This is a genomic window from Brucella sp. RRSP16, from assembly GCF_052246815.1.
Lineage (GTDB): Bacteria > Pseudomonadota > Alphaproteobacteria > Rhizobiales > Rhizobiaceae > Brucella > Brucella intermedia.
Map to the genome: position 1 here is coordinate 532,124 of NZ_JBQQAM010000001.1, position 20,948 is coordinate 553,071.

A 20,948-nucleotide genomic window follows, 5' to 3' on the forward strand; every position below is an offset into this window, starting at 1 on the left:
GTCACGCAACCTCGATGATTGCTTCTATTTCGACAGGTGCATTGAGCGGCAGGCTGGCAACGCCGACTGCGGAGCGGGCATGTTTGCCAGCGTCGCCGAGGACTGCGACGAGGAGATCGGATGCGCCATTGGCAACCAAATGCTGCTCCACAAAGTCGGGCGTTGAAGCTACGAAGGCCGTAATTTTTACAATTCGCTTGATGCGGCCGAGGTCACCAAGTGCCGCCTTTGCCTGGGCAAGAATGTTGACAGCACAGGCGCGTGCCGCCGCTTGTCCGTGCGCAACTGTCAGCTCGTCTCCGATCTGGCCAGTGTGCACCAGCTTGCCGCCTTCGAGTGGAAGCTGGCCAGAAGTGAGCAGCAAAGAGCCGCTTTGGGCAAAAGGAACATAGTTTGCGGCGGGTGCGGCGGCTTCCGGGATGGATATACCCAGATTTTTAAGGCGGCTGTCGATCGTGTCGGTCATTATATTAATCCTTGCTTGCAAAGGTACTTCGCGATCTACCTATAAGCAGAATCGGTGAAGCTTTGGGGAAGGGTGCTTTTTTTGCCTCGCTTCCGCCACGAGTTTTTTTATCATGCTCGTCAACTCATCGGGAGATTCATGTATGCGTTTTTTCAAGAGTGCGGTTGCGGCGAGTGGAACGGCTGCTTGTATTTGGGCCGGATTTGCGGTCGCCGCTCATGCGGCCTCGACGGTAACGTTGGTTCCACATCGCGCAGTCTATGATCTGACTCTGGATCGAGCCGATGAAAAATCAGGGATCAGTGGTTTGACCGGCCGCATGGTGTATGAGTTTAACGGATCGGCATGTGAAGGCTACACCACCAATTTCCGTTTCGTGACCCGGATCGATATGGAAGAGCAGCCGCAGCGCGTGACCGACCAGCAGACGACGACGTTCGAAGGAGCGGACGGAAAGAACTTCCGCTTCGTCAACAAGACCTTCGTGGACAAGGAACTGGTCAAGGAAGTGCGTGGCGACGCGAAGCTCGAGGGCGGCAAGACCGTCGTCGAGTTGAGCAAGCCGAAGGAAAACAAGCTCGACCTCAAGGGAACGCAATTTCCCACCGGTCATATGGAAGAACTGATCGGCAAGGCGGAAGCCGGGCAGAAGTTCTACCAGACATCGCTGTTTGATGCTTCCGAAGATGCCGACCGGGTGGTTGCAACCACCGTTGTCGTCGGCAAGGAACAGTCCTTGACGGACGACGAGACCAAGATCATGGGCAAGTTTTCCAAGGATCAGGTCTGGCCGGTAACGATTGCCTATTTCGATGACAAGGAAAAGCAGGACGGGCTGCCCATCTATCGCATCAATTTCAAGCTTTATCGCAATGGAATTACCCGCGACCTTACCATGGATTATGGAGATTTCTCCATGAGGGGAAAACTCGTGAAGCTTGATGTCTATGATACGGCAAAACAGGCTGGAACCTGCAAGTAGACGCCCTGGTGGGCATGTTTGTTAGCCCGTTCAGTGCTATATTGTGCAGACGACTTGCATTTTGCGGCGTGATCAGTTAACAGCGCGCCTATTCCACACACGGGATTGGGCTTTTGTCGGGAGAAATCCGGCAAAAACCTCCGGTGGCGAGAAATCGCCTCAGCCCGTGGAGGTTAAACCGGAAAAGGAAAATAAAGATGGCATTACCTGATTTCAGCATGCGCCAGCTTCTGGAAGCTGGTGTTCACTTCGGCCACCAGACCCATCGCTGGAACCCGAAAATGGCACCATACATCTATGGTGACCGCAACAATATCCACATTCTCGATCTGTCCCAGACCGTTCCTCTGCTGCACAACGCGCTGAAGATCGTTTCGGACACGGTTGCCCGCGGCGGTCGCGTTCTGTTCGTCGGCACGAAGCGTCAGGCTTCGGACATCATTGCCGATGCTGCCAATCGTTCGGCACAGTATTACGTCAATGCACGCTGGCTCGGCGGCATGATGACGAACTGGAAGACGATCTCCAATTCGATCCAGCGTCTGCGCAAGCTCGACGAACTGCTGGCTGGCGAAGCTCAGGGCTTCACCAAGAAGGAACGCCTCAACCTTGAGCGCGAGCGTGAAAAGCTTGACCGCGCCCTCGGCGGTATCAAGGACATGGGCTCGGTCCCGGACCTGATGTTCATCATCGACACCAACAAGGAAGCGATTGCCATTCAGGAAGCCAAGCGTCTTGGTATTCCGGTCGTTGCCGTGATCGATTCGAACTGCGATCCGGACCAGATCGATTACCCGATCCCGGGCAACGATGACGCCGCGCGCGCTATCGCCCTGTATTGCGATCTGATTGCCCGCGCTGCTCTCGACGGCATTGCGCGTCAGCAGGGCGCGATGGGCATCGACATCGGTGCACAGGCTGAAGCTCCGGTAGAGCCAGCCCTCGAAGCTCCGGCTGAAGGCGCTTAATCAGCGTATGATTTCATCCATCCGTCATATCTGTGATAGGGCGGGTGGATAATCTCGTTTCATCCCGGTGCGAGATCGTGATTCCTGTAGTGCAACGCTCAGGTCAGGTCGCGATCCAGAAACCAAGCGCCGGTTAAAAGTTGGCACACCTTTTCGGTGTGCCTTCGCTTTCATGAAAGGCGACATCATGAGCATTTCCGCATCTCTCGTCAAAGAACTCCGCGACCTCACCGGCGCCGGCATGATGGACTGCAAGGCAGCACTTGCCGAAACCAATGGCGACATCGACGCTGCCGTTGACTGGCTGCGCGCCAAGGGTATTGCAAAGGCTGACAAGAAGGCTGGCCGTACGGCTGCTGAAGGTCTGGTTGGCGTTGCAGCTTCCGGCAACAAGGCTGTTGTCGTTGAAGTAAACTCCGAAACCGACTTCGTTGCCCGCAACGATGCTTTCCAGGATCTGGTCCGCAAGATCGCCCAGGCTGCTCTGTCGACCGATGGCTCGACCGAAGCTGTGGCCGACGCCAAGATCGATGGTAAGACCGTTACCGAAACGGCAAAGGACGCTGTTGCCACCATCGGTGAAAACATTGGCTTCCGCCGTTCGGCTGCGCTGACCGTTCCGCAGGGCGTTGTCGCGACCTACATTCACAACGGTGTTGCTGATGGCCTTGGCAAGCTGGGCGTTCTCGTTGCAATCGAAACCGCTGGCGATGCAGAAGCTGCAAAGGCATTCGGTCGCCAGGTTGCCATGCACGTTGCTGCAATCAACCCGCTGGCTCTGACCGCCGAAGATGTCGATCCGGCTGCTGCCGAGCGCGAAAAGGCGATCTTCATTGAGCAGGCTCGCGAATCCGGCAAGCCGGACAATATCATCGAAAAGATGATCGAAGGCCGCATGCGCAAGTTCTACGAAGAAGTCGTTCTTCTTTCGCAGGCTTTCGTTATCAATCCTGACCTGACGGTTGCAGCTGCCCTCAAGGAAGCTGAAAAGACCATCGGTGCGCCGGCCAAGATCACGGGCTTTGCCCGTATCGCTCTCGGTGAAGGCATCGAAAAGGAAGAAACCGACTTTGCTGCTGAAGTAGCTGCTGCTGCCAAGGGCTAAGCAGGTCTGTTTTTCAGCGCATCTCGCCCGAAATTAGGTTTTCCCTTTTCGGAATGCGTTGATTGCCTGAAAAGGCTTTTGATTACGAAGGGCATCGCGTGACAACGCGGTGCCCTTCGTGTATCGGAACCCGAACACATCCACTTGATCACCATCTGCGGAGAGCATCCAATGCCAGGTCAACCCGCCTACAAACGCGTCCTTTTGAAAGCCTCAGGTGAGGCATTGATGGGCAGCCAGGGCTTTGGCATCGATGTTTCCGTAGCAGACCGTATTGCAAGCGATATCAAGCAGGCACGGTCGCTTGGGGTCGAAGTCGGCGTCGTCATTGGCGGCGGTAATATTTTCCGTGGCGTGGCAGTGGCCTCGAAAGGTGGCGACCGCGTGACGGGCGACCACATGGGAATGCTGGCCACGGTCATCAATTCTCTTGCGCTGCGTACCTCACTGCACAAGATCGGTGTCGACTCCGTCGTGCTCTCGGCCATCGCCATGCCTGAAATCTGTGAGAGCTTCTCGCAGAGACAGGCTACGGCCTACATGGATGAGGGCAAGGTCGTGATCTTTGCTGGCGGTACCGGAAATCCATTCTTCACGACGGATTCGGCGGCGGCTCTTCGCGCTGCCGAAATCGAGGCGGATGCGCTTTTGAAGGGCACGCAGGTTGACGGAATTTATTCCGCCGACCCAAAGAAAGATCCGAACGCCACGCGTTTCGATCGTCTGACGCACAAGGAAGTTCTCGATCGCGGGCTTGCGGTCATGGATACAGCCGCTGTTGCCCTTGCGCGTGAGAACAACATTCCGATAATAGTCTATTCCATCCATGAAAACGGCGGCTTGGCCGAAATTCTGCAAGGCAAGGGGCGCTGCACGATCGTTTCCGATAATTGATCGGCCCTTGCTGCGTATCGAAGGAGAAAATGCATGAGTGATGCTTTCGACATCAACGACCTGAAACGCCGCATGGAAGGCGCTATCAACTCTTTGAAGCACGATCTTGGTGGCCTGCGCACGGGCCGTGCTTCCGCAAGCCTGCTGGAGCCGATCGTGATTGAAGCCTATGGCTCGACGATGCCGATCAACCAGGTTGCAAATATTACCGTTCCCGAATCGCGCATGCTTTCGGTCTCCGTCTGGGACAAGAGCATGGTGGGCGCCGTGGAACGCGCAATTCGCGATTCAGGCCTCGGCCTCAATCCAATCACCGACGGTACGACGCTGCGCATTCCGCTGCCGGAGTTGAATGAACAGCGCCGCAAGGAACTGGTCAAGATTGCACATCAATACGCCGAGCAGGGCCGCATCGCTGCCCGCCATGTGCGTCGCGACGGCATGGATACGCTGAAAAAGCTGGAGAAAGACAGCCTCATCAGTCAGGATGATAGCCGTGTTCTGTCGGAAAAGGTGCAGAAGCTGACCGACGAAACCATTGCAGAGATGGATAAGATCGTTGCCGTGAAAGAAGGGGAGATCATGCAGGTCTAGGACTTGCATGATTTTCATTGAAGGAGAGCTTCGCCATGTCCGAACCGCGCCACATCGCCATTATCATGGATGGCAATGGCCGTTGGGCGAAGGCACGCAACTTGCCCCGCAGTGCCGGACATCGGGCAGGTGTGGAAGCTCTTCGCGAGACAGTGCGGGCAGCCGGGGATCGTGGCCTCGGCTACCTGACTTTGTTCGCATTCTCTTCTGAAAACTGGTCGCGCCCGAGTGGAGAGGTGAATGACCTCCTCGGCTTGCTGAAGATTTTCATCCGTCGCGATCTCGCGGAGCTGCACCGCAACAATGTGCGCGTCAGCATCATCGGCGAACGCGAGGAGCTTGCCCCCGATATCAGGACGCTATTGGTAGAAGCAGAAACGCTTACGCATCGCAATACCGGCCTCAACCTGATCATAGCTTTCAACTACGGTTCCCGCGACGAGATCGTTCGTGCCGTGCGAAGCCTGGCGCGCGACGTTGCCGCCGGTCTGCTTGATCCGGCGTCCATTTCCGCTGAACTGATTTCCGCAAATCTTGATACGGCGGGGATACCCGATCCGGATCTAATCATCCGCACGAGCGGAGAAATGCGGCTGTCGAATTTCCTGCTCTGGCAAGCGGCATATTCGGAATTCCTATTCCTGCCCATTCACTGGCCCGATTTTCGTTCATCGGACCTCGACGCTGCCTATGATGCTTTTCGCCAGCGGGAGCGTCGATTCGGTGGTGTTGAGGTGCGCACAGGAATTGAAGAACTCGAAGAAGAAATCGCATGCCCTTCGACCAAGGGGGCGGCAGTCTAAAGTGGTTCCTGAGAATCGGAACCACTGCAATGCTCTAGAAAGGCGCAAGCCGGTCCGTCGAAAGGTCTCAATGTCCAATCTGCAAACCCGTATCATTACTGCTATTGTTCTCGGTGCAGCTGCCTTGTGGCTGACATGGATTGGCGGTTTGGGTTTCACGCTGTTTTCGATTGCGATCGGATTGGCCATGTTCCATGAGTGGACCAGCTTGACCGCACCCAAGCAGACACTTTTCTCGCGAGCATTCGGTTGGGGATGGCTGGGTCTTACGAGTATTCTGCTCGTTTTGGACCGCTCTGCGTTGCTGACCATCGGCGTTCTGTTAGCGGGCACGCTCATACTTTTGCTCACCCAATGGCAGGCAGGGCGCGGCTGGCCGGCGGCAGGACTATTCTATGCGGGTTTCTCCGCCGTTTCGCTTTCGCTCCTGCGCGGCGACGAACCTTTCGGCTTTACAGCCATTGTTTTTCTTTTCGCTGTGGTCTGGTCCACAGATATCGCAGCCTACTTCAACGGCCGGGCATTGGGTGGGCCGAAGTTGGCGCCGCGCTTCTCGCCGAACAAGACGTGGTCTGGCGCCATCGGTGGCGCCGCTGCCGCGGTGGCCGGCGGCATCCTGGTTGCCTCTCTGGTGGCGGCTCCAGGCAGCTGGCTTGTACCGCTGCTCGCGCTCCTGCTGTCTATCGTATCGCAGATCGGCGACCTCGCGGAATCCTGGGTGAAGCGTCAGTTCGGCGCAAAGGATTCAGGGCGCTTGCTACCAGGACATGGCGGTGTATTGGACCGTGTTGACGGACTTGTAGCTGCTGCCGCACTTTTGTACCTGTTTGGTGCAATTTTCGCCGAGCCAGACGTCCCGTCCGCGATTTTCTTCAGTTTCTAAGGGCGCAAGGAATTGTTTAAATTCATTCGGTTTTTTGGCGATCCGGTAGTGTTTTGTAAGGAGCAGTGATTTGCAGGACGCGTTGGCCTTTTTTCTGGGTGGCGAAAGCCTGCTTGTCGGGACCATCATTCCTTTTCTGTTTGTGTTGACCGTTGTGGTCTTTGTCCATGAAATGGGCCACTATTTGGTTGCGCGCTGGTGCGGCATCGGCTCCCAGGCTTTTTCCATCGGTTTTGGGCCCGAGTTGATCGGTTTCACGGATAAACACGGAACGCGATGGAAGATTTCCGCCATTCCGCTTGGCGGCTACGTCAAGTTCATTGGCGATGAGAGCGCCACGAGTTCTCCGGTGGACGTCAATAATGCGTGTCTGAGTGTGGATGAGCAGCGAAGGGCGTTTCACACCCAACCTGTTTGGAAGCGTGCGGCGACGGTCTTTGCCGGACCTGCTTTCAATATTATTCTGACTGTCGTCATTTTCAGTGTGTTCTTCGCGCTTTACGGCCGTCAGATTTCTGATCCGCTTATCGCGGGTGTCCAGCCGGGCAGTCCAGCGGCTGAGGCCGGGTTTGAGGCTGGAGATCGCTTCATCAGCGTCGACGGCGAAAAGATTACCACTTTTTCCGATGTGCAGCGCATCGTATCCGGGCGAGCCGGGGACACGCTGAATTTCACTGTCGAGCGTGACGGCAAGATGGTTGATCTTCAAGCTGTTCCGGCAATTGTCGAGCGCACCGATCCGCTTGGAAACAGGATCAAGCTTGGCGCTATCGGTGTGGAAACCACTGAAGCTGTAGGCAATTTCCGCCGGATTGAATATGGCCCGCTCGAATCAGTGGCACAAGCTGTCATGGAAACGGGCTATATTATTGGTCGCACCGGAGAGTTTTTTCAGCGCTTTGCGGTCGGTCGTGAGGATAAATGCCAGCTTGGTGGGCCGGTCAAGATTGCCAATATGGCTGGCAAGGCAGCAAGCCAGGGATTTGATTGGCTCATCCAGTTGATGGCGATGTTATCTGTCGGCATCGGGCTTTTGAACCTGTTTCCGCTGCCTCCGCTGGATGGCGGTCATCTGGTTTTCTATGCGGTGGAGGCCATCAAGGGCAGTCCGGTGTCTGCCGCAGCGCAGGATATTTTCTATCGTGCCGGGTTCTTACTTGTTATGGGATTCATGGGGTTCGTACTTTTCAACGACCTGTTTGCCTGCTAGATGACTCTCCGGCTGGCTCAGTTGGTGATCTTGGGGATCGGTGCAGGCTGGAAGTTCCAGCGAGCAAACCGCTATGATGCGTTTCTTCTCCGGCGAGGACCGGGGAAGGTGTTAAACAGAAATGAAAGTTGGGAGTGACGGCTGGAAAAGCTAAGCGATTTGTTTACCATAACACCTAAATCGCGTGGCGCGGATGCCACGCTGGTTGCTTAAGTAAACAGAATTTAACCGTGACGCTTGCTTGTATGGAAAAACCGGGTATGACGGTTGTATCTGTACGTGCTTTTCTGGGTTAATCGCCCCGGGGACAGAAAGAAACGAAGGTTCGGAAAGCCTATGACGGCAAGTTCTAAATTCTTTGGCGCCGCTTCTGCGCTCGCCATGTCAGTGGCTCTTGTGGCTTCGGGTACTGCTGCACTCTCGCTGGCTTCGGTCAACGTTGCCGAGGCTGCTGTCGTTAGCCGTATCGAGGTACGCGGTAATACACGCGTCGACGCGCAGTCCATCCGTGACAATATCGATATTCGTCCGGGCAAGGCCTTCACCAGCGCCGATATTGATGCTGCGGTGAAGCGTCTGTTTGCGATGGGGCTGTTCTCGGATGTCCGCATCAACCAGTCCGGCAGCACGCTCGTCGTCAACGTTACGGAGCGCTCGGTTGTCAACAACGTCCTCTTCCAGGGCAATAAGAAGATCAAGGATCCCGATCTTGCCCGCGCTGTTCAGCTCAAGGCTCGCTCGCCTTACGATGCTGCAACGATGGAAGCGGACGTCGAGGCAATCAAGGGAGCATATGCACATATCGGGCGCAGCGATGCGACTGTGAATGCGCGTACCGTTGATCTCGGTCAGGGCCGTGTAAACGTTGTTTATGAAATCAACGAAGGCTCGCGTACCAAGATTGCGAACGTCGATTTTGTCGGCAATCAGGCTTTCAGTTCCCGTCGTCTGCGTGATGTGATTTCGACCAAGCGTTCGAATCCGCTTTCGTGGCTGACGCGTAACGACGTCTACGACGAAGGTCGTCTTCAGGCTGACGAAGAAACGCTCCGCCGTTTCTATTACAATCGCGGCTATGCGGATTTCCGCGTCATTTCGTCCAATGCTGTTCTCGATCCTTCGACGAACGAATACACGATCACCATCACGGTCGATGAAGGTCAGCGCTATACGTTCGGCAACGTCAGCGTCGAGAGCAATGTGGCTGGTGTCGACGGGCAGGCTCTGGATCATCTGGTCAAGACGCGCTCGGGTAAGCCTTACAGCGCGAAGGAAATCGAGGATTCTGTTCTCGCGGTTACCGAAAATGTCGCTGGAAGCGGTTACGCTTTTGCGAAAGTCGAGCCGCGTGGTGATCGTGATTTCGAAAACCGCACGATCTCGGTCGTTTACAGCGTCGATGAAGGTCCGCGCGCTTACATTCAGCGCATTGAAATCCGCGGCAACGATAAAACCCGCGATTTCGTGATTCGCCGCGAATTCGACGTGAATGAAGGTGATGCCTTCAATCAGGTCATGGTGCAGCGTGCAAAGCGTCGTCTGGAAGCGCTTGATTTCTTCCAGACCGTCAACATTTCGACCGCGCCTGGCTCTGAGCCGGATCAGGTCATTCTGGTTGTCGATGTGGTTGAAAAGTCGACCGGTGAATTCTCGATTGGTGGTGGCTATACCACCGGTGGTGAATCGCCAGGTGCGCAGGTTGAAGCTGCTATCACCGAGCGTAACTTCCTCGGACGTGGCCAGTATATCCGTATCAGCGCGGGTGCCGGCCAGGACGATATGCGCAATTACGGCCTTTCCTTTACAGAGCCATATTTCCTCGGTTACCGCCTCTCGGCCGGCTTTGACGTCTTCCGTCGTACATACCGCGTAAACGACGACTACGACGTCGAGCAGACCGGTGGTACCATCCGTTTCGGCCTGCCGATCACGGATGACTTCTCGGCAGGTATCGCGTATAACCTGGTTCAGGAAAAGTACGATCTGTTCCGTCCGGACCGGGAAAATTTCTATGCACCTGCTTTGCTTGAGGCTGCCGAACATAGCCCGTGGTTGCGTTCTTCGATTAGCTATTCGCTGACCTACAACTCCATCGATGACATGAAGAACCCGCATGACGGTCTTTATGGAAAGTTCACGCAGGAGTTTGCTGGTCTGGGTGGTGACGCCAAGTACATCAAGACCACGTTCAAGGGTAACTACTACAAGACGCTTTCTCAGGAAGCCGATATCGTCGGCATGCTGGGCATCGGCGGTGGTTATATCCATGAATTTGGTGATGATGGCGTCCGTATCTTCGACTTGTTCAAGAACAATTCGGACATCATTCGTGGCTTCAAGTTCAATGGTATCGGTCCGTATCAGGATGCTGCGAACGGCAAGCGTTACTGGATGGGTGGCACGACCTACATCAATGGTACGGCTGAAGTTCAGTTCCCCATGCCATTGGTTCCTGAGAGTCTGGGTATCCGTGGCGCCGTGTTCGCAGACGCTGCAACGCTTTACGGCAACGACTCCTCGCAGGGCGGTTCTCCGATCTACGGCGACGACAAGAAGCTTCGTGCTTCGGCAGGTGTCAGCTTGATGTGGGCTTCTCCGTTCGGTCCGCTGCGCTTTGACTATGCGTTCCCGATCGCGAAGGCTGATACCGACAAGGTTCAGAACTTCAACTTCGGTGTTTCGACCAAGTTCTAATAGATTTGCCTTTTCCCGGGGTATAACAACCGGGAAAGAAAGTGTTTTGATGGCAGATCCTGTTTTTTTCGCGCCTTCGCGTGAACTCACGATTGGCGATATAGCAGATTTTACCGGTGCAAGACTTCGCGATGCGAAGCTTGCGCCGCGTTCTGTTGCGCGTCTCTCTTCTCTTAAAGATGCAACTGAAGGTTCTCTTGTCTTCGTCGAGGGCAAAAAGAACGCCGATGGACTTTCGTCGATCAGTGCGGCCGGTGTTTTGTGTACGGAAGCCGTAGCCGACATAGTACCGTCGCATATAGCTGCATTGGTGACCCGTAATCCTCAGCGAGACTTTGCCTCCGTAGGGCGAATGCTGTTTCCTGCGTCGGTCAGACCAGTAAGCTGGTTTGGTGAAACAGGTATTTCGTCGTCGGCGATCATTCACCCGACCGCGCATATCGAGGATGGCGCGACCATCGAAGCCGGAGCAGTGATTGGTAAGGGCGTTACCGTTGGTAGCGGTACCCTGGTCGCATCGACTGCGGTCATTGGGGAAGGTAGCCAGATCGGTCGCAACACCTATATTGCGCCGGGCGTTACCGTCCAATGTGCTTTTATCGGCAACCAAGTTGCGCTTCATCCGGGCGTTCGGATTGGTCAAGATGGTTTCGGCTACGTCCCAGGCCCGGCTGGTCTGGAAAAAGTTCCCCAGCTCGGCAGGGTCATTATTCAGGACAATGTCGAGATCGGCGCCAATACGACGGTGGATCGTGGTTCGTTGAATGACACCGTTATCGGTGAAGGCACCAAGGTCGATAATCTTGTCCAGATCGCGCACAATGTGCGGATCGGCCGCTTTTGTATCATTGCCGCACATTGCGGCATCTCCGGCAGCTGCGTTATCGGTGACCAGACGATGCTGGGTGGACGTGTGGGCCTTGCTGACCATTTGATCATCGGTTCGCGCGTGCAGGTTGCCGCGGCGAGTGGCGTTATGAATGACATACCCGATGGTGAGCGCTGGGGCGGTATCCCCGCGCGGCCTATCAAGCAGTGGTTCCGCGATATTGCGAATATCCGCAGCATCGGGCAATCGAGAAAGGAGCAATCCTCTGATGAGTGATGCAAATCAGACCAAGCTGGAAGCAGCAGATATCCAGGACCTTCTGGCAGTGCTGCCGCATCGCTATCCGTTTTTGCTGATTGATCGTATCGTCGACATTGACGGTGACGTCTCTGCGACCGGCATCAAGAATGTGACAATCAACGAGCCGCATTTTACAGGCCATTTTCCTGAAAAGCCGATCATGCCGGGCGTATTGATTGTCGAAGCCATGGCACAAACGGCAGGCGCTATTTCCCTGCTTCAGCGCAAGACCGGGCGTCCGGGTGTGGTCTATTTCATGACTATCGACAATGCGAAATTCCGTCGTCCCGTCATACCGGGTGACAGGCTTTTGCTTCATGTCAAGAAGATCAAGCAACGCGCAAATATCTCCAAATATGAATGCATTGCGGAAGTTGATGGTGTGAAGGTTGCGGAAGCTGAAGTCGCTGCCATGATCAGCACAGCTGAAGAAAACCAGTGAGCATATCAATGAAAGAAACATTCATTCACCCCACCGCTCTCGTAGAGCAGGGCGTGGAACTGGGGCAGGGTGTGTCTGTCGGCCCTTTCTGTCATATTCAGTCTGGCGCCGTCATTGGCGACAATTCGGAATTGATGAGCCATGTGGTTGTAACGGGCGCGACGACGCTTGGCGAGGGAGCGAGGGTCTATCCGCACGCAGTTCTGGGGTGCGATCCGCAGAACAACAAGCATAAGGGAGGCCCCACCAAGCTGAACATCGGCACGAACTGCCTGATCCGTGAAGGCGTGACCATGCACAAAGGGTCGGACAGCGCACGGGGATATACTTCGGTTGGCGACAACTGTTCGTTTTTGGCTTACGCTCATGTAGCGCATGATTGCGATATTGGCGATTACGTCACATTTTCCAATAATGTGATGATTGGCGGCCACACGACGATCGGACACCACGCCATTCTGGGCGGTGGCGCGGCTATCCATCAATTCGTGCGTATCGGACACCACGCTTTCGTAGGTGGCATGGCTGCTGTTGTGAGCGATCTTATCCCATACGGCATGGCAATAGGCGTGCATGCTCATCTTGGCGGATTGAATATCGTCGGCATGAAGCGCTCTGGTATGGAGCGCAAGGAAATTCATAATCTTCGTCATGCTGTCAGGATGCTGTTCGACCGTACAAAGCCGATTCGGGACCGCGCCAAAGACGTTCTAATTGCAATACCGGGCTCTCCGGCTGTCATCGATATGATCGACTTCATCAACGTCGATACGAAGCGTGCCTACTGTACACCTCCGCTTGATGCGGTGCATGGCGGGGCCGGACATGACAGCGGCGAAGATTGAGAAAATCCAGCGTCTCGCAGACCATGCGGGGCGCGTTGCCATTATCGCCGGGAACGGCCTGTTGCCGATCAATGTGGCAGAGGCTCTGGCGACAGCGGGAAACTCTCCCTTCCTTGTGCCGCTGCGCGGAGAAGCCGACCCGATACTTTACAAGTATGAACATCAGGAAATCTCGATCGTAGAGTTTGCAAAGCTGCTGCGCTCTATGAAAGCTGCGGGAGTGGATCGGGTTGTCCTCGCCGGTGGCGTGACGAGCCGCCCTCATGTCAGCGATTTGAAGCTTGACTGGCCTACGCTGCGGGCGGTGCCTTATGTTCTGCGGGCTTTGGGACAAGGGGACGATGCGCTCTTGCGGGCGTTCATAGGGCTGCTGGAATCTTTTGGTTTCAAAGTTGTCGGGGCTCATGAAGTTGTCCCGGATCTGCTTTCCCCATCACCGGCTCAAATTCTGACTCGAGCCGTGCCAGACGCCCGAGAACGCCATAATCTTGAACTTGCGATGGAATCTGCGCTTCGCCTCGGTGATCTCGATGTCGGGCAGGGCGCAATTGCGGTCGGCGGACGTGTGGTGGCCCTCGAAGGAGCGGAAGGCACAGATCAAATGATCGAACGTGTGCGGGAGTTGCGTGCGGCTCGCCGCATACCTCGCCGAGGCGGTGTTCTCGTGAAGATGGCAAAGCCGCAGCAGGATGAAAGAGCCGACCTTCCAACCATCGGGATTTCAACAGTCGAGAATGCCGCCAAAGCGGGATTATCGGGAATAGCGGTTGAGGCAGGCAGGACATTCATTCTAGGCTTCGGTGAAACCATCGCTGCAGCAAACGACAAGGGTCTCTTCATAGAGACAGTCAGTCGCGAGAGAAAGGATGCCAGGACGTGAGCACTAACAGCCGGCCTCTGAAAATAGCAATCGTGGCCGGTGAAGAATCCGGTGATCTTCTCGGTGCTGATCTGATTGATGCACTACGAAACCAGACAGACCGGCTTGTTGATATCGTCGGCGTCGGTGGCGATCATCTTGCGGCCCGGGGCATGAAGTCTTTCTTTGATCCGCACGAAATTGCCCTTATGGGGCTGGGCGCAATTCTCAAGAATTTACCGGGGCTGATGCGGCGCATTAGGCAGACCGCGCAACGCATCATTGCGGAGAAGCCAGATTGCGTTCTTCTGATCGATAGTCCCGAGTTTACGCATCGTGTTGCCCAAAAGATCAGGGCAGCGAATGCGTCCATTCCCATTGTAAAATATATAGCGCCGAGTGTGTGGGCTTGGCGACCGCAGCGTGCCCGGGCGATGAAAGCCTATTTCGACCACGTGCTGACCATTCTTCCATTTGAGGTGGAGGTCATGCAAAAATTGAGTGGACCGAGTGCCACCTATGTCGGGCACCGCCTTTCCAGCTATGAACCGATATTGCAGGCAAGGGCAGAACAAAAAGTACTGGAAGTGCAACGGTCTAATGAATCCCGCAAAACGCTGCTTGTTCTACCGGGGTCTCGCCGTACTGAAATCCAGATGCTGATGGAACCGTTCGGGCAGGCTGTTGGTGAACTTGCTGCCAGAACCGAAAGACTTGATGTGGTTTTGCCGACACTGCCGCGCATCGAGGAAATGGTGCGGGATCTTTCGAAGAATTGGGCGGTCAAACCCCTTATTGTCTTGGGCGATGAGGAAAAGTGGAAAGCTTTTTCCAGGGCTGATGCGGCGCTTGCCGCTTCCGGGACGGTCTCGCTGGAACTGGCTCTCTCACGTATCCCAAGTGTGCTTTCCTATAAGGCGGACTGGTTTGCACGCAAGTTTCTGATGCCCAAGATAACCATCTGGAGCGCGGCTCTGCCGAACATCATAGCCGATGAGCCGGTAGTGCCTGAGTATTTCAATGAATTCGTTCGCCCCGGAATGCTTGCTCGCAATCTCGAGCGGCTGATGAAGCCCGGATCGGCACGGCAGGCACAACTCGACGGATTCGATAAGGTTGCTTCGATCATGGCGACCGAGCAGCCGTCTGGCGAGATCGGTGCGCGGGTCGTTCTGGAGCTGGCAGGGAAGAGCATTTCCAGTTTAAACTGAATCGTCGGAAGTACTCTATCGCAACACAACAATCGCGCTTTTGCTGGAAATGATTGTGTCCAGGACGTGACTACCTGCTGCGAGCAGGCGTGAAAAACCCGGTTGTTTTGCAACCGGGTTTTCTTGTGCGGATCTGATATTTATTTGCGCTTTGCGAGCGGCACGTAATCGCGTTCGGCGGCGCCGGTGTAGAGCTGGCGCGGGCGACCGATCTTCTGCTGCGGATCTTCGATCATTTCCTTCCACTGTGCGACCCAGCCAACGGTACGAGCAAGTGCAAAGAGAACCGTGAACATTTCGGTCGGGAAGCCGAGGGCCTTCAACGTGATGCCGGAATAGAAGTCGATGTTCGGATAAAGCTTCTTTTCGATGAAGTATTCATCCGTCAGGGCAATCTTTTCCAGTTCCATCGCAACGTCGAGCAACGGATCGTCCTTGATGCCGAGTTCGCCCAGAACTTCATGGCAGGTCTTCTGCATGATCTTGGCGCGCGGATCGTAATTCTTGTAGACGCGGTGACCGAAGCCCATCAGACGGAACGGATCGTTCTTGTCCTTTGCACGGCCGATGAATTCAGGAATGCGGTCGACGGAACCGATTTCAGCCAGCATGTTGAGCGCGGCTTCGTTAGCGCCGCCGTGGGCAGGGCCCCAGAGGCAGGCAACGCCGGCTGCGATACATGCAAATGGATTGGCGCCCGACGAGCCGGCAAGGCGCACGGTCGAGGTCGAGGCGTTCTGCTCGTGATCCGCGTGGAGAATGAAGATGCGGTCCATCGCGCGCGCCAGAACCGGATTGACCTTGTAATCCTCGCACGGAACGCCAAAGCACATGTGCAGGAAGTTCGACGCGAAATCGAGATCGTTCTTCGGGTACATGAACGGCTGGCCGATATGGTACTTATAGGCCATGGCAGCGAGCGTCGGGACCTTGGCGATCAGACGGATCGAGGCGACCATACGCTGATGCGGGTCGGTGATGTCGGTCGAGTCATGATAGAAAGCCGACATCGCGCCGACACAGCCGACCATTACGGCCATAGGATGGGCATCACGGCGGAAGCCCGTAAAGAACTTCGTCATCTGTTCGTGAATCATCGTGTGGCGCGTCACACGATAGTCGAAGTCAGCCTTCTGGGTTGCCGTTGGCAGTTCGCCGTACAGAAGCAGGTAGCAGGTTTCCAGAAAATCGCCGTGTTCGGCAAGCTGATCGATCGGGTAACCGCGATAGAGCAGGGTGCCTTCGTCACCGTCGATGTAGGTGATTTTGGATTCGCACGATGCCGTGGAGGTGAAGCCCGGATCGTAGGTGAACATCTGGGAATTCTTGTAGAGTGGACCAATATCAACGACGTCTGGTCCGACAGTGCCTTGTCGTACAGGCAGGTCGAATGTTTTGCCTTCTAGTGTAAAGCTGGCTGTCCTATCTGACATCGTGTTTCCTTTCATGTCCACTTTGCCGCCCGCACGACGGCAGAATTGTAATCGTCGTTATAATTTGTCTTTTATCTCGTGGAATGGTCCCGCCCCTGTGGGACCATTAGCGTTCACGCATTATCCTAACGATTTTGCCCGTCAAACTATCCCAAACGGTTCGCGATGCAATGCGTAATTTGAACTATTTACGCCGGTTTTGTCACGTCAGCGTGAATGTTCCCACCTTAACCGATTTGATCGCGAATACGCTCGAGTGACTCCTCACGGCCAAGGACGAACAGCACGTCGAACACGCCCGGAGAAGTGGCGCGACCGGTCAATGCTGCGCGTAGGGGCTGTGCGATCTTGCCGAGTTTCAGCCCGGTTTTTTCCGCGTGAGTCCTCACGACGGCGTCGAGAGATTCGACAGTCCATTCGGTTGCAGCTTCCAGATCCGGCAGAACAGACTTGAGTACAGCGCGGCCTTCTTCATTCAGGAGGGAGGCTGCCTTCTCATCAAGGTCAAGGGGACGAGCAGCGAAGATGAATTTCGATCCGTCAGCCAGTTCCACAAGAGTTTTGGCACGATCCTTCAGGCCGGGCATGGCGGCGAGCAATTGTGCGCGGCGCTTATCGTCCAGCGCATCGGAAATTTCCTTGCCGCCTTCAATCTCCGGAAGAACGGCTATAAGCGCATCATAGAGCGCCCGGTCGTCGCTGGCGCGCATATAGACGCCGTTGATCGCCTCCAGCTTCTGAAAATCGAAGCGGGCCGCACCCTTGTTGATGTCCTTGACGTCGAACCATTCGATCATCTGTTCGGTCGACATAATCTCGTCATCGCCGTGACTCCAGCCAAGGCGCACGAGATAGTTGCGCAGGGCCGCGGGCAAATAGCCCATCGCACGGTAGGCATCGACACCCAGAGCGCCGTGACGCTTGGAGAGTTTTGCGCCGTCAGCGCCATGGATCAGCGGGATGTGCGACATCTGCGGCACGTCCCAGTTCATTGCGTTGTAGATGACTGTCTGCCGCGCGGCATTGGTCAGATGATCGTCGCCGCGAATGATATGGGTCACCCCCATGTCGTGGTCATCGACAACGACTGCATGCATGTAGGTGGGCGTGCCATCGGAACGGAGGATGATGAAATCATCGAGATCCTTGTTCGGAAAGCGCACATCGCCCTGCACGGCATCCTGCACGAGAGTTTCCCCTTCCTGTGGCGCCTTGATGCGAATGACCGGCTTAACGCCTGCGGGTGCCTCAGATGGATCGCGATCACGCCAGCGACCGTCATAGCGCGGTGGACGACCTTCGGCGCGGGCTTTCTCGCGCATTTCTTCCAGTTCTTCCGGCGTTGCATAGCAGTAGTATGCCTTGCCAAGAGTAACCAGCTCCTCCGCTACTTCGCGATGGCGAGGCGCACGCTCGAATTGCGAGATGGCTTCGCCGTCCCAATCCAGCCCCAGCCAGGTCAGTCCATCGAGAATGGCAGCCGTCGCGGCATCGGTGGAACGTTCCCGGTCGGTGTCTTCGATACGTAGCAGCATCTTGCCGCCGTTATGCTTGGCGTAAAGCCAGTTGAACAGGGCAGTGCGTGCACCGCCAATGTGCAGATACCCCGTGGGCGAAGGGGCAAAACGGGTGACGACCGGTTTCGGCATGATAGCTCCACTATGTCGTGCGCCATTCCAGAGCAGCGGCGAATGCCGGAGACACAGGCGCGAACTTGAATTCCAATGCCTGCACGAGCAACTCGGCAGGTAATCGCGGTTCTTTGTACGAACTCACTCGATTTCGGCTGCGGTTCATGTAGCATAGGCAGCAACGTGCGCAAGGGCTTCGCAACCCTTTCGCACCGATGAGCCGTTGTTCTTTCGGGGTACTTTGGCGGCTTAGGCCAACTTTTGCGGTCAGGCGGGGGCATGACGGGCATCAGGGAAGCGAGCGATGTAAACGAACGGGCGCTTGTCAGAAGCATGCCTGATGGTTCGCTGCGCGCCTTATTTCCGGAGACTTCGCCTCCAGGTGAATTCGAAGTAGACTTACCACCCGTCAAGCCTTCGGTATTGAGCCTGCGTGAACGGCTTTTGTCTATAACTTCGGTCGCAGGCAGCCAGATCAAGGCTGCGGTGGAAACGGAAGCCGGACGCGGCGCATTCTTCCTCCTGCTTCCGGTTTTTGCCGGTATTGGCGCGATAATCTATTTCACGCTTTCATTCGAACCTGCGTGGACTCCGCTTCTGTCCATGCTCGCGATTGCCTTCAGCTTGCGAATTGCGACGCGCAAGCAGTTCGCGGTTGCCCAGGGCACGACCTTGGCCATCGCTCTGATCGGGGGGCTTATGGTCGGCAAATGGGAGACGGAACGTCGTGCAACGGCGATGTTGGGCTCAGACGTAGCGACGCGTGTGACGGGCCGAGTCGTTGCGCTTGAATATCAGGATAATGGCAGCTGGCGGATAACACTTGAGGTGCTTCAAACCGAGCGCCCCAAACTTCGCTTTCCGCCGAAGCGCGTTCGCATCAATGCCAGAGATATACCGGCGACAACAGCGATTGGCAGCGGATTGTCCGGTTTTGCGCGATTGCGCATCCCGTCTGGCCCCGTCCGCCCCGGAAACTACGATTTCTCTTTTCACGCATATTTCAATGGCATTGGCGCCAACGGGTTCTTTCTCGGGACGCCCAAATTAGCGATTGTTCCCCCGCCGGATGAACTGACAGCGGAAATGTCCCAGTGGATCGCCATGCTACGGGTCCGGGTTTCTGAACGGATTGAGGAAGTGGTTGGAGGGGAGGATGGTAGCGTCGCTTCGGCGCTGGTGGCAGGCACCCGCGCCGGGATCAGCGAGCAAACCAACGACGATCTGCGCAAGGCAGGGCTCGCACATATTCTTTCAATCTCGGGTTTGCATATGGCGCTCGCCGCTGGCGTCGTCATGTTGACGCTACGGTCCGCCTTCGCGCTGTTTCCCGCTTTCAGCGTCCGGCACCCGGTGAAGAAATACGCGGCTTTTTTCTCCCTGCTAAGCTGTACCTTCTACCTTGCCATGTCCGGTGCGGACGTTGCTGCGCAACGAAGCTATGTAATGATTGCGATTATGCTTGGAGCATTACTGGTCGATCGCGCTGCCATCAGCATGCGCAATCTGGCCATAGCGGCGCTCGCGATGATTGCTCTTTCGCCGCATGAGATTTTGGGGCCGAGTTTTCAGATGTCGTTCTCTGCAACCGCTGCGTTGATCGCCGGTTATGCCTGGTGGAGCGAAAGCAATGCGAACAGGCGTGTCGGCGCAGAGAAGCTTAGGAGGTCCAGAGACGGCTTTGTTGGGCGGATATTAAAGCTAGTCGCGGCAGCGGCAGGCACCTCGCTCATTGCCGGGTTGGCGAGCGGCATTTTCGCCGCCTATCATTTCAACAACACAGCGCCATTGGGATTGGTGGGAAATGTGCTTGCTGAACCCGCAATAGCCTTGCTTGTGATGCCGTTTGCTGTTTTCGGCCTGGTGCTGATGCCTTTGCAGCTTGACTGGGTGCCTTTGCAAATAATGGGCTGGGGCATTTTCGCGGTAAGGCACATTGCTGCCTTCGTCGCGGCCTGGTCGCCGGATGGTAATCCAGGAACCATGCCCGCGCTTACTCTTGTTTTCTGGACCATTGCGCTGGTTCTGGCGGTTGTGCTTTCCACCAGACTGAAGGTACTGGCGCTCCCATTTGTCGTCCTCGGCCTGATGGTTTTTATAAGGGAGCCTTTTCCCGATATCGTCGTATCCGAAGATGCCAAGCTGGTAGGCGTCCGATTGGAGGACGGAAGGTTTGCGGTTAATCGAAATCGACCTTCCCAGTTTACGATCGACAATTGGAAAACTGCCTATCTGGTCAAGGAAATGATTCCCCCGCTTTCGGTTAAAAAAGGAAAGCTGGCCGCGTCCGATGGTTTCGAGTGTGTTGAGGGAGTGTGCACGATTACCCTGCCTGATGGTCGCACGCTTGCCTATACTGCAGAACCGGCAATGCAGGAAATTGCCTGCAATATCGGGGATGTGGTCATCCTGGCTGTTCCGGGCAAGGATGCAACATGTCGTCGCTCAACGACTACCAGCATCAGTAAACGCGATCTGGCGCTGAAAGGAGCCGTAGAAATCAGACTTGGACAACAACGCGATGAAAGCCGCTCTCCCAAAGCGGCAACGGGAAAATCGCATGAAACTGCGAGGCTCGACAAGAAGCAGCCGACACCTGATTTGCGTCCGGACGACCGAATTACATACGCTGTGGATGCTCCAAGCCGTCCCTGGCATTTGCATCGCATTCATTCGCGCGCGGCACGCGGCTTGCCCGAACGAGAATACAAGCCCAAATCCGGTTCCACTCGAAACGTAGCAAACTGTTCATCAGAAGCGGCCGACGCTACAACGCGCTGCAATTGATCTCGAGCGGTC

Annotated in this window: 18 protein-coding genes; 15 read left to right on the forward strand and 3 right to left on the reverse strand. The window is 55.7% G+C overall.

Annotation, left to right across the window (positions count from 1 at the left end):
* Window position 1: 1 nt before the first annotated feature.
* Window positions 2–466 carry a RidA family protein gene (locus ACS5UA_RS02560; RefSeq protein WP_006471616.1) on the reverse strand — a complete coding sequence of 155 codons (465 nt, stop codon included), beginning with the start codon at window positions 464–466 and terminating at the stop codon, window positions 2–4.
* A gap of 142 nt (window positions 467–608) precedes the next feature.
* On the opposite strand from ACS5UA_RS02560, the gene eipB reads away from it, so the two are divergent.
* The 14 genes from eipB to lpxB all read left to right on the forward strand — a co-directional run bounded on the left by eipB (window position 609) and on the right by lpxB (window position 15,085).
* The gene (gene eipB / locus ACS5UA_RS02565) at window positions 609–1,448 is read left to right on the forward strand and encodes a cell envelope integrity protein EipB (RefSeq protein ID WP_021585242.1); all 840 of its coding nucleotides are present in this window, start codon (window positions 609–611) and stop codon (window positions 1,446–1,448) included.
* A 197-nt stretch (window positions 1,449–1,645) separates the two neighbouring features.
* Entirely contained in the window at window positions 1,646–2,416 is a 771-nt protein-coding gene (gene rpsB, locus ACS5UA_RS02570; protein ID WP_006466952.1) for a 30S ribosomal protein S2, read from the forward strand.
* 187 nt (window positions 2,417–2,603) lie between these two features.
* Entirely contained in the window at window positions 2,604–3,521 is a 918-nt protein-coding gene (gene tsf, locus ACS5UA_RS02575; protein WP_031346049.1) for a translation elongation factor Ts, read from the forward strand.
* A gap of 171 nt (window positions 3,522–3,692) precedes the next feature.
* Window positions 3,693–4,415, forward strand: coding sequence for a UMP kinase (pyrH, locus tag ACS5UA_RS02580; protein ID WP_006471613.1), 723 nt, complete (start codon window positions 3,693–3,695; stop codon window positions 4,413–4,415).
* Between the two features lie 33 nt (window positions 4,416–4,448).
* The gene (frr, locus tag ACS5UA_RS02585) at window positions 4,449–5,009 is read left to right on the forward strand and encodes a ribosome recycling factor (protein ID WP_006466949.1); all 561 of its coding nucleotides are present in this window, start codon (window positions 4,449–4,451) and stop codon (window positions 5,007–5,009) included.
* A 35-nt stretch (window positions 5,010–5,044) separates the two neighbouring features.
* A complete protein-coding gene (locus ACS5UA_RS02590) occupies window positions 5,045–5,812 on the forward strand; it encodes an isoprenyl transferase (RefSeq protein ID WP_021585240.1) in 768 nt (255 codons plus the stop codon).
* Window positions 5,813–5,882: 70 nt separating this feature from the next.
* A complete protein-coding gene (locus ACS5UA_RS02595) occupies window positions 5,883–6,695 on the forward strand; it encodes a phosphatidate cytidylyltransferase (RefSeq protein ID WP_021585239.1) in 813 nt (270 codons plus the stop codon).
* A 70-nt stretch (window positions 6,696–6,765) separates the two neighbouring features.
* Entirely contained in the window at window positions 6,766–7,905 is a 1,140-nt protein-coding gene (gene rseP, locus ACS5UA_RS02600) for an RIP metalloprotease RseP (RefSeq protein WP_021585238.1), read from the forward strand.
* Window positions 7,906–8,241: 336 nt separating this feature from the next.
* On the forward strand, window positions 8,242–10,599 hold the full coding sequence (gene bamA / locus ACS5UA_RS02605) for an outer membrane protein assembly factor BamA (RefSeq protein ID WP_021585237.1): 2,358 nt from the start codon (window positions 8,242–8,244) through the stop codon (window positions 10,597–10,599).
* A gap of 49 nt (window positions 10,600–10,648) precedes the next feature.
* Complete coding sequence (gene lpxD / locus ACS5UA_RS02610; RefSeq protein ID WP_021585236.1) at window positions 10,649–11,704, forward strand: UDP-3-O-(3-hydroxymyristoyl)glucosamine N-acyltransferase; 1,056 nt, start codon at window positions 10,649–10,651, stop codon at window positions 11,702–11,704.
* Window positions 11,697–12,170, forward strand: coding sequence for a 3-hydroxyacyl-ACP dehydratase FabZ (fabZ, locus tag ACS5UA_RS02615; RefSeq protein WP_006466942.1), 474 nt, complete (start codon window positions 11,697–11,699; stop codon window positions 12,168–12,170). The genes lpxD and fabZ overlap by 8 nt, the downstream gene beginning before the upstream one ends.
* Window positions 12,171–12,178: 8 nt before the next feature.
* Window positions 12,179–13,015 carry an acyl-ACP--UDP-N-acetylglucosamine O-acyltransferase gene (gene lpxA, locus ACS5UA_RS02620; protein ID WP_021585235.1) on the forward strand — a complete coding sequence of 279 codons (837 nt, stop codon included), beginning with the start codon at window positions 12,179–12,181 and terminating at the stop codon, window positions 13,013–13,015.
* Window positions 12,996–13,895 carry an LpxI family protein gene (locus ACS5UA_RS02625; RefSeq protein ID WP_025089501.1) on the forward strand — a complete coding sequence of 300 codons (900 nt, stop codon included), beginning with the start codon at window positions 12,996–12,998 and terminating at the stop codon, window positions 13,893–13,895. Before lpxA ends, ACS5UA_RS02625 begins: the two co-directional genes overlap by 20 nt.
* Complete coding sequence (gene lpxB, locus ACS5UA_RS02630) at window positions 13,892–15,085, forward strand: lipid-A-disaccharide synthase (protein ID WP_025089502.1); 1,194 nt, start codon at window positions 13,892–13,894, stop codon at window positions 15,083–15,085. The genes ACS5UA_RS02625 and lpxB overlap by 4 nt, the downstream gene beginning before the upstream one ends.
* Before the next feature lie 140 nt (window positions 15,086–15,225).
* Here the strand turns inward: lpxB and gltA are convergent, their stop codons facing one another.
* Together gltA and gltX are read right to left on the reverse strand one after the other, a co-directional pair.
* Window positions 15,226–16,518 (reverse strand): citrate synthase, encoded by a 1,293-nt coding sequence (gltA, locus tag ACS5UA_RS02635; RefSeq protein WP_025089503.1) that lies wholly within the window; start codon window positions 16,516–16,518, stop codon window positions 15,226–15,228.
* Window positions 16,519–16,745: 227 nt separating this feature from the next.
* A complete protein-coding gene (gltX, locus tag ACS5UA_RS02640) occupies window positions 16,746–18,167 on the reverse strand; it encodes a glutamate--tRNA ligase (protein WP_021585231.1) in 1,422 nt (473 codons plus the stop codon).
* Window positions 18,168–18,428: 261 nt separating this feature from the next.
* Here gltX and ACS5UA_RS02645 point away from each other — a divergent pair, with 261 nt between their 5' ends.
* Window positions 18,429–20,936: a ComEC/Rec2 family competence protein gene (locus tag ACS5UA_RS02645; RefSeq protein WP_443101128.1), complete on the forward strand. Its 2,508-nt coding sequence runs from the start codon at window positions 18,429–18,431 to the stop codon at window positions 20,934–20,936.
* Window positions 20,937–20,948 lie beyond the last annotated feature (12 nt).

Coding starts and splice junctions, on each gene's coding strand:
- ACS5UA_RS02560 (WP_006471616.1), bottom strand. CDS start 466: ATGACCGACACGATCGACAGCCGCCTTAAAAATCTGGGTATATCCATC.
- eipB (WP_021585242.1), top strand. CDS start 609: ATGCGTTTTTTCAAGAGTGCGGTTGCGGCGAGTGGAACGGCTGCTTGT.
- rpsB (WP_006466952.1), top strand. CDS start 1,646: ATGGCATTACCTGATTTCAGCATGCGCCAGCTTCTGGAAGCTGGTGTT.
- tsf (WP_031346049.1), top strand. CDS start 2,604: ATGAGCATTTCCGCATCTCTCGTCAAAGAACTCCGCGACCTCACCGGC.
- pyrH (WP_006471613.1), top strand. CDS start 3,693: ATGCCAGGTCAACCCGCCTACAAACGCGTCCTTTTGAAAGCCTCAGGT.
- frr (WP_006466949.1), top strand. CDS start 4,449: ATGAGTGATGCTTTCGACATCAACGACCTGAAACGCCGCATGGAAGGC.
- ACS5UA_RS02590 (WP_021585240.1), top strand. CDS start 5,045: ATGTCCGAACCGCGCCACATCGCCATTATCATGGATGGCAATGGCCGT.
- ACS5UA_RS02595 (WP_021585239.1), top strand. CDS start 5,883: ATGTCCAATCTGCAAACCCGTATCATTACTGCTATTGTTCTCGGTGCA.
- bamA (WP_021585237.1), top strand. CDS start 8,242: ATGACGGCAAGTTCTAAATTCTTTGGCGCCGCTTCTGCGCTCGCCATG.
- lpxD (WP_021585236.1), top strand. CDS start 10,649: ATGGCAGATCCTGTTTTTTTCGCGCCTTCGCGTGAACTCACGATTGGC.
- fabZ (WP_006466942.1), top strand. CDS start 11,697: ATGAGTGATGCAAATCAGACCAAGCTGGAAGCAGCAGATATCCAGGAC.
- lpxA (WP_021585235.1), top strand. CDS start 12,179: ATGAAAGAAACATTCATTCACCCCACCGCTCTCGTAGAGCAGGGCGTG.
- ACS5UA_RS02625 (WP_025089501.1), top strand. CDS start 12,996: ATGACAGCGGCGAAGATTGAGAAAATCCAGCGTCTCGCAGACCATGCG.
- gltA (WP_025089503.1), bottom strand. CDS start 16,518: ATGTCAGATAGGACAGCCAGCTTTACACTAGAAGGCAAAACATTCGAC.
- gltX (WP_021585231.1), bottom strand. CDS start 18,167: ATGCCGAAACCGGTCGTCACCCGTTTTGCCCCTTCGCCCACGGGGTAT.
- ACS5UA_RS02645 (WP_443101128.1), top strand. CDS start 18,429: ATGACGGGCATCAGGGAAGCGAGCGATGTAAACGAACGGGCGCTTGTC.